This window comes from uncultured Amnibacterium sp. (assembly GCF_964245895.1).
GTDB lineage: Bacteria > Actinomycetota > Actinomycetes > Actinomycetales > Microbacteriaceae > Amnibacterium.
This window is the reverse complement of sequence record NZ_CAXTOQ010000191.1, coordinates 1-5740: the sequence shown is the minus strand read 5'-3', so window position 1 is coordinate 5740 and position 5740 is coordinate 1. Positions and strand designations below refer to the sequence as shown.

5 protein-coding genes are annotated in these 5740 nt (G+C 69.7%); 4 read left to right on the top strand and 1 reads right to left on the bottom strand.

The genetic code is table 11. The annotated features are described in order from the left end of the window. The coding region (locus ACFE60_RS17155; protein ID WP_375390073.1) for a glycoside hydrolase family 3 protein at positions 1 to 1242 on the bottom strand (1242 nt) is incomplete at its 3' end. 128 nt (positions 1243 to 1370) lie between these two features. Here ACFE60_RS17155 and ACFE60_RS17150 point away from each other — a divergent pair. From ACFE60_RS17150 to ACFE60_RS17135, 4 genes are all read left to right on the top strand, one after another. Continuing rightward, positions 1371 to 2393, top strand: a complete 1023-nt coding sequence (locus tag ACFE60_RS17150; protein ID WP_375390072.1) for a LacI family DNA-binding transcriptional regulator — start codon at positions 1371 to 1373, stop codon at positions 2391 to 2393. Positions 2394 to 2583: 190 nt separating this feature from the next. Then, positions 2584 to 3903 (top strand): extracellular solute-binding protein, encoded by a 1320-nt coding sequence (locus tag ACFE60_RS17145; RefSeq protein WP_375390071.1) that lies wholly within the window; start codon positions 2584 to 2586, stop codon positions 3901 to 3903. Positions 3904 to 3951: 48 nt separating this feature from the next. Beyond that, the gene (locus tag ACFE60_RS17140) at positions 3952 to 4938 is read left to right on the top strand and encodes a carbohydrate ABC transporter permease (RefSeq protein ID WP_375390070.1); all 987 of its coding nucleotides are present in this window, start codon (positions 3952 to 3954) and stop codon (positions 4936 to 4938) included. Next, positions 4935 to 5740, top strand: an 806-nt coding sequence (locus tag ACFE60_RS17135) for a carbohydrate ABC transporter permease (RefSeq protein WP_375390069.1), incomplete at its 3' end; no start/stop codon positions are given. The genes ACFE60_RS17140 and ACFE60_RS17135, both read left to right, overlap by 4 nt.

Here is a 5740-nt window from a genome sequence, read left to right as displayed (position 1 = left end):
CGGCAGGACGCCGTCGTTCGACAGCAGCACCACCGCGCGCTCGGCGATCCGCGCGGCGAGCGCCCGGCTCTCCGCGGGATCGAGGTCGACGGCGCCGCGGACGGCGTCCGCGTCGCCGGGCAGCCCCTGCAGCACGGCCGGCACCGGCGACCAGCCGAGGTCGAGCAGCCCCAGCTCGGCCTTCTGCCGCAGCACCCGCAGCAGCGCCCGGTCGACGAGGGCCTCGTCGAGCCGGCCGTCCCTGACCTGGTCGAGCAGGCCGCCGGCGAACGCGTGCACGGTCGGCAGCTCGACGTCGACGCCGGCCGCGAGCGCGATGGCCGCCGCCTCGCCGAGGTCGGCGGCGACGCCGTGCAGCAGGTGCAGGAAGGCGACGCCGAAGTAGTCGGCGACGACCGTGCCGGTGAAGCCCCAGCGTTCGCGGAGGATCCCGGTGAGCAGCGCGGCGTCCGCGGCGGAGGGAAGGCCGTCCGTGTCGGTGTAGGCGTGCATGACGGACCGGGCGCCGCCGTCGCGCAGGGCGTGCTCGAACGGCACGAGCAGGACGTCCGCACGCTCGCGCGGACCGACCGACACCGGGCCGAAGTTGCGGCCGCCCTTCGAGGCCGAGTAGCCGGCGAAGTGCTTGAGCGTCGCGACGACGCCCGCCGACTCGACGCCGGCGACGTACGCGGCGCCGATCGTGCCGACGAGGTAGGGGTCCTCGCCGATGGTCTCCTCCACGCGGCCCCACCGGGCGTCGCGCACGACGTCGAGCACGGGGGCCAGCCCCTGGTGCACGCCGACCCGGCGCAGGTCCGCACCGATGCGCGCCGCCATCTCGCGGACGATCGCCGGGTCGAACGCCGCGCCCCAGCTGAGCGGCACCGGATACGCGGTGGCGCCCCACGCGGCGAACCCGGCGAGGCACTCCTCGTGCGCGACCGCGGGGATGCCGAACCGGTTCTCGGCGACCACCCGCTCCTGCGTGCGCTGCAGCGACAGGGCGCCGACGGCCGCGTCGACCGGGCGCGTGCCGAAGGGCCGGGTCAGCTGGCCGAGCCCGTTCGGCAGCAGCGCGTCGAGGTCGGGGGCGGGGTTCAGGTCGTTCTGGTGCGGGGCCACCTCGCCGCCGGCGGCGTCGGCGCCGACCCACACGCCGACCAGCTGGGCGACCTTCTCCTCGAGCGTCATCGCCTCGACGAGCGCGGCGGCACGGACATCGGGGTCGGCCCTGGTGTCCTGCCATGCGGATGCGGTCACGAAGTTCCCCCTTGAACCGGGACCGAAACTTTCGGCACTATTGCCGAAAGGATCCGGGCGGTTCACCCTAGGAAGCGTCCGTTCCGGACGTCAAGCGGCCCGCTGGAGTGCCGCCAGGAAGCGAGCCCATGAGCACCACCGACGCCGAGCGGCGCGACCGGACGACCCTGGCCATGCTGGCCAGCGAGGCCGGCGTCTCGCTCTCCACCATCTCCAAGGTGCTGAACGGGCACACCGATGTGGCCCCGTCGACGCGCCAGCGGGTGGAGCGCCTGCTGGACCAGCACGCCTACCGCCGGCGCGGGGCGGCCGCACGCGGGTCGTCGCTGCTCGAGCTCGTGTTCTCCGATCTGGCGAACCCGTGGGGCTCCGAGATCATGACCGGCGTCCAGGCGATCGCCCACCAGGACGGGATGAGCCTCGTGCTCTCCCCCAGCGGCGAGAAGCACGCGCCGGGGCCGGACTGGCTGCGCGGCGCGCTGCAGCGCAAGCCCGCAGGGGTGCTGCTCGTGTCCACCGATCCCACGCCCCTCCTCCGCGAGCGCCTCCGCGCAAGGAACATCCCGTTCGCCGTGATCGACCCCGCCGGGGAGCTGCCGCCGGGGGTGCCGTCGGTCGGATCCACCAACTGGGCGGGCGGGATGGCCGCCACGCGGCACCTGATCGAGCTCGGGCACACCCGGATCGCCGCCGTCAGCGGCCTCACGCACATGCTCTGCTCGTGGGCCCGCCTCGACGGCTACCGCTCCGCGATGGCGTCGGCAGGCCTGCCCGTCCGCGACGACTGGGTGCACATGGGCGACTTCCTGCAGACCGGGGGCAGGGCCGCAGCCGAACGGCTCTTCGCCCTCGACGAGCCGCCGACCGCGGTCTTCGCCGGCAACGACGTGCAGGCGCTCGGCGTGATCGAGGTCGCGACGGCTCGCGGGCTGCGGGTGCCGGAGGACGTCTCCGTGGTCGGGTACGACGACACGCAGGTGGCCGTCTGGGCGCGACCGAGCCTCACCACGGTGCACCAGCCGATCCGACGGATGGCGGAGGAGGCGACCCGCATCGTCCTCCGCCTCGCCGCAGGTCAGCACGTGGAGCAGCAGCGGCTCGAGCTCGCGACCCATCTCGTGGTCCGCGACAGCACCGCGAGGCCGGCCTGAGGACGTCGCCCGCGCCCGTGACCTGATCGAGATCACGACATTCGGAAGTTTTCGTTGACATTGCCGGAAGTCGCAACAAAACTGACCCCGCCGGCCCCGGGTGGTACACCTGGATCCGGCGGATCACAGCAGTTCAACGACGAGCGACGGCGCGACAGGGCGAGGCCCGGCGCCGGAGAGGACCCCGACGATGGCATCTCTTCCTTCCGGATCCGGATTCACGCGGCGCACCGTTCTCGGTGCGGGCGTCGGCGCAGCGGCCGTCGGCCTGCTCGCGGCGTGCAGCTCGAGCGGCGGCAGCGGCGGTGGCAGCGGCAAGGCCGGCCAGCCGCTGAAGTTCTGGAACCAGCCGTGGGGCGCTCCGGCGTTCCTGGCTGAGGACCAGCGGATCTCCGCCGCCTACAAGCCCAAGAGCGGCTTCGGCAAGGTCCAGTACCGACAGGTCCAGTGGGCGAACTTCACCCAGACCTACTCGACCGCGGTCGCGGCCAACACCGGTCCCGCGGTCAGCTCCGGCGGCGGGACGACCGCGTTCCTGTTCGAGTCGCAGGGCAAGATCGCGTACGCGGACGACCTCCTGGAGTCGTGGAAGAAGAACGGGATCTACGACGACTTCCTCCCGGGCCTCGTGGACACCCTGAAGGTGAAGAACGGCCAGGCAGCGGTCCCCTACAACCTCGACATGCGCCTCTTCTGGTTCCGCAAGGACCTGCTGGAGAAGGCCGGTGTCGAGGCGCCGACCGACTGGGACTCGTTCGAGGCGGCCTGCAAGGGCCTCAAGAAGCTCGGTGTCTACGGCTATGGGACCTACTCCGGCGCGGGCGCCTTCACCGGCGGCCACACGCTCATCTGCCACATGATCAACAACGGCGGCGGCCTCTTCGACGGCGACCAGAACGTGGACGTGGTCACGCCGGAGAACATCGAGGCCATGGAGTGGGTCATCGGCCTCGTGAAGAACGGCTACGTCGACCCGCGTGCCGGCACCTACACGTCGGCGAACGCGTACGCGCAGATGAACGCGAACAAGTTCGGGATGATCTGGGACGGTGCCGGCACTCCTGCCAACGTGAACAAGACCGTCGCGGACAACCTCGAGGTCGGCACCCCGCTGACGGGCCCGAGCGGCAAGAAGGGCGCGCTGTACTTCCCGAACAACATCATGATGTACAAGAACACGCCCAGCCAGGAGGCTTCGGAGGCGTTCCTGACGTACTACTACCAGAACATGAAGACGCTCTGGACGAAGAAGACGGGCATCGGCCTCCCGCCGCTGCAGTCGATCGTCAAGGCGGCGTACGCGGACGACCCGAAGTCGACCGCGATCATCCAGAACTGGCAGCCGATCTCGAAGACGTTCGGTGCTCCGGGGCAGAACACGGTGTTCCTGAACGTGACGAAGGTCGATGGCACGCAGCCGATGATCAACTTCGCGCAGACGATCCTCGCCGGCAAGACGGACGCGAAGACGGCGCTGACGACGCTGCAGAACGCCGTCAAGTCCGCGTGATCCACTGCTCATGCCCTGCATGAGCGCCTCGATGAAGAGGGAGTCCTGATGGCGATCGATACCGTGACGGAGCGGTTCCAGCAGGCGAAGCGCGGCGTGGGGGCGGGCGGCCAAGGGCCGCGCGCCCCCCGGCCGGGTGCGCGGACCCCGCTCGGGCGGGCCGGACTGACGTTGGCGATCTTCGCGCTGCCGTCGCTGATCCTGCTGGTCCTGCTGAACCTGTTCCCGGTCATCTACGCGTTCATCCAGTCGCTGCAGGACGGCACCCCGTCCACGCTGCCGACCGACGCGCCGTTCGTCGGCCTGAACAACTACGTCAACGTCATCACGTCGCCGCAGTTCCTGCAGGCGGCGATCTTCACCGTGATCTTCACGGTGGTGGGCGTGTTCGGGTCCTGGAGCGTGGGCCTGGCGCTCGCGCTCCTTCTGCGCACCCGCATCCCCGGCAACACGGTCTTCAAGGTGCTGCTGCTCCTGCCGTGGATCGTGCCCGTGGTGGTGTCGGCCACGAGCTGGAACTGGCTGGTCGCGACACCGCAGTCCCCGGTGCCGGTGATCCTGTCCGGCATCGGGATCCAGAACGCGAACTTCCTCGGCGACCCGGTGCTGGCGCAGATCGTCGTCTGCATCTTCAAGGTCTGGATCAGCTTCCCCTTCATGATGATGATGATGTCCTCGGCGCTCGCGTCGGTGGACACCAACGTCTACGAGGCAGCGAAGATGGACGGGGCGACCGGCTGGCAGGCCTTCACCGGGATCACGCTGCCGATCATCTCCAGGACCACCTACATCAGCTGGGTGCTCATGACGATCTTCTGCGTCAACGACTTCCCGACGATCTTCCTGCTCACCCAGGGTGGCCCGTCCACGGGCGTGTCCGGCGCGACGACCTCGCTGATCGTCCTCGCCTACCAGTCCGCGTTCCAGAACCTGCAGACCGGACCGGCGACCGCGATCGCGTTCCTCATGACCGCCGTCCTCGTCATCACCTCCACGGTGCTCTACCAGCAGATCAAGAAGGCGAACGTCGAATGAGCCAGACCATCGCAGCCGGTGGCGCCACCACCGCCACGCTCGGCAAGGTGCAGCGCACCACCGCGAAGTCGCGGGAGCAGAAGGGCCAGTGGTGGCGCTTCCTGCTCATCGCGGTCATCACGTTCGTCGTCATCATCCCGATCCTCGCGGTGCTGTACCTCTCCACCCAGCCCGGGCAGAACAGCACGGCGACCGGATTCACGTTCGAGAACTTCGCGCGCGTGTTCGGCGGCACCGACCTGCTGACCTGGCTCGGCAACAGCCTCGTCGTGGCGCTCGTCACCGTGCTCGTCGCGGTCGTCGTGGCGGCCCCGGCCGGGTACGTGCTCTCCCGGCTCCGCAACCGGCTGGTCTCCGGGTACTCGCTGGTCCTGTTCGTCGTGCAGTCCCTGCCGGTGGTGACCGCGGCGATCCCGCTGTTCCTCACCTTCTCGGTGCTGGGCCTCGTCGACACCCTCGCCGGCGTCGCGATCGTCTACATCGGATCGACGATGTCGGTCGCGATCTGGATGATGGCGGCGTACTTCGACTCCATCCCGATCTCCCTCGAGGAGGCCGCGTGGATGGACGGTGCCAGCGTGTTCGGCGGCTTCCGCCGGATCGTGCTGCGGAACTCGCTGCCCGGCATCCTGTCGACCGCGATCTTCTCCTTCCTGCTCGCCTGGAACGACTACCTGATCGCGCTGCTGTTCCTGCAGTCGCCGCAGAACCTGACCCTCCCGGTCGGCCTGCAGACGTTCTTCCAGCAGAACGCGGCCGACTGGGGCTCGGTCATGGCTGTCGCCCTCGTCATGATGGTGCC